This is a genomic window from Micromonospora sp. DSM 43699, assembly GCF_055517075.1.
Window position 1 is genome coordinate 1 of record NZ_JBTMMT010000149.1, and the last position, 1242, is coordinate 1242.

The 1242-nt window shown below is 67.4% G+C and carries 1 protein-coding gene; it reads left to right on the forward strand.

Annotation, left to right across the window (positions count from 1 at the left end; translation table 11 throughout):
• Positions 1-55 precede the first annotated feature (55 nt).
• A partial coding sequence (locus AC0AIB_RS30970) for an acyltransferase domain-containing protein (protein WP_465098041.1) occupies positions 56-1242 on the forward strand: 1187 nt, incomplete at its 3' end.

The window sequence follows — 1242 nt, forward strand, 5'->3', positions numbered from 1 at the left end:
GGGTTCGGTGGTGGTGGGTTCGGTGGGTTCGGGTGTGGCGGTTGGTGGTGGTCGGGTGGTGTTTGTGTTTCCGGGTCAGGGGTGGCAGTGGGTGGGTATGGGTGCGGTGTTGTTGGACGAGTCGGAGGTGTTTGCCGGTTCGATGGTGGAGTGTGGGCGGGCGTTGGCGGGGTTTGTGGATTGGGATTTGTTGGAGGTGGTGCGTGGCGGTGCGGGTGGGGGATTGTGGGGTCGGGTTGATGTGGTGCAGCCGGTGTCGTGGGCGGTGATGGTGTCGTTGGCGCGGTTGTGGGTGTCGGTGGGTGTGACGCCGGATGCGGTGGTGGGGCATTCGCAGGGTGAGGTGGCGGCTGCGGTGGTGGCGGGTGTGTTGAGCGTGGTTGATGGTGCGCGGGTGGTGGCGTTGCGGTCGCGGGTGATTGGTGGGGTGTTGGTCGGTGGTGGGGCGATGGTGTCGGTGGCGCTTGCGGTGGCTGCTGTCGAGGGCCGGTTGGTGGGGTGGCACGGCCGGTTGGGTGTGGCGGCGGTGAATGGTCCGTCGTTGACGGTGGTGTCGGGGGACGTGGAGGCGGCGGAGGGGTTCATAGCCGACTGTGAGCGTGATGGTGTGTGGGTGCGGCGGGTGGCGGTGGATTATGCGTCGCATTCGGCGCATGTGGAGGCGGTGGAGGGGGAGCTGTCGCGGCTTCTGGATGGCTTGTCCCCGCAGCAGGGCAGTGTGCCGTTTTATTCCTCTCTGGTGGGTGGTCTGGTCGACGGTCATGCTCTGGATGGTGGGTATTGGTATCGGAATCTGCGGGAGCGGGTGTTGTTCGCGGATGCTGTGGGGCGGTTGGTGGCGGACGGGTTCTCGGGGTTTGTGGAGTGTTCGGGGCATCCGGTTCTGGCGGGTGGGGTGTTGGAGTCGGCGGCGGTGGTGGATGCGGGTGTGCGGCCGGTGGTGGTGGGGTCGCTGCGGCGTGACGATGGCGGGTGGGGTCGGTTCCTCACGTCGGTGGGTGAGGCGTTCGTGGGTGGCATGGACGTGGACTGGGGTGGGGTGTTCGCGGGCACGAACGCGCGGTTGGTGGACCTGCCGACGTATCCGTTCCAACGACGCCACTATTGGGCACCTACTCCGACCGGCTCCGCCACCACGACGGTCGTGGTGGCCGACCCGGTGGGGGAGTTGCGGTATCGGATCGTGTGGAAGCCGCTGCCGACGGGCGACCCCCGACCCCTCACCCACCGCTGGCTCCTGGT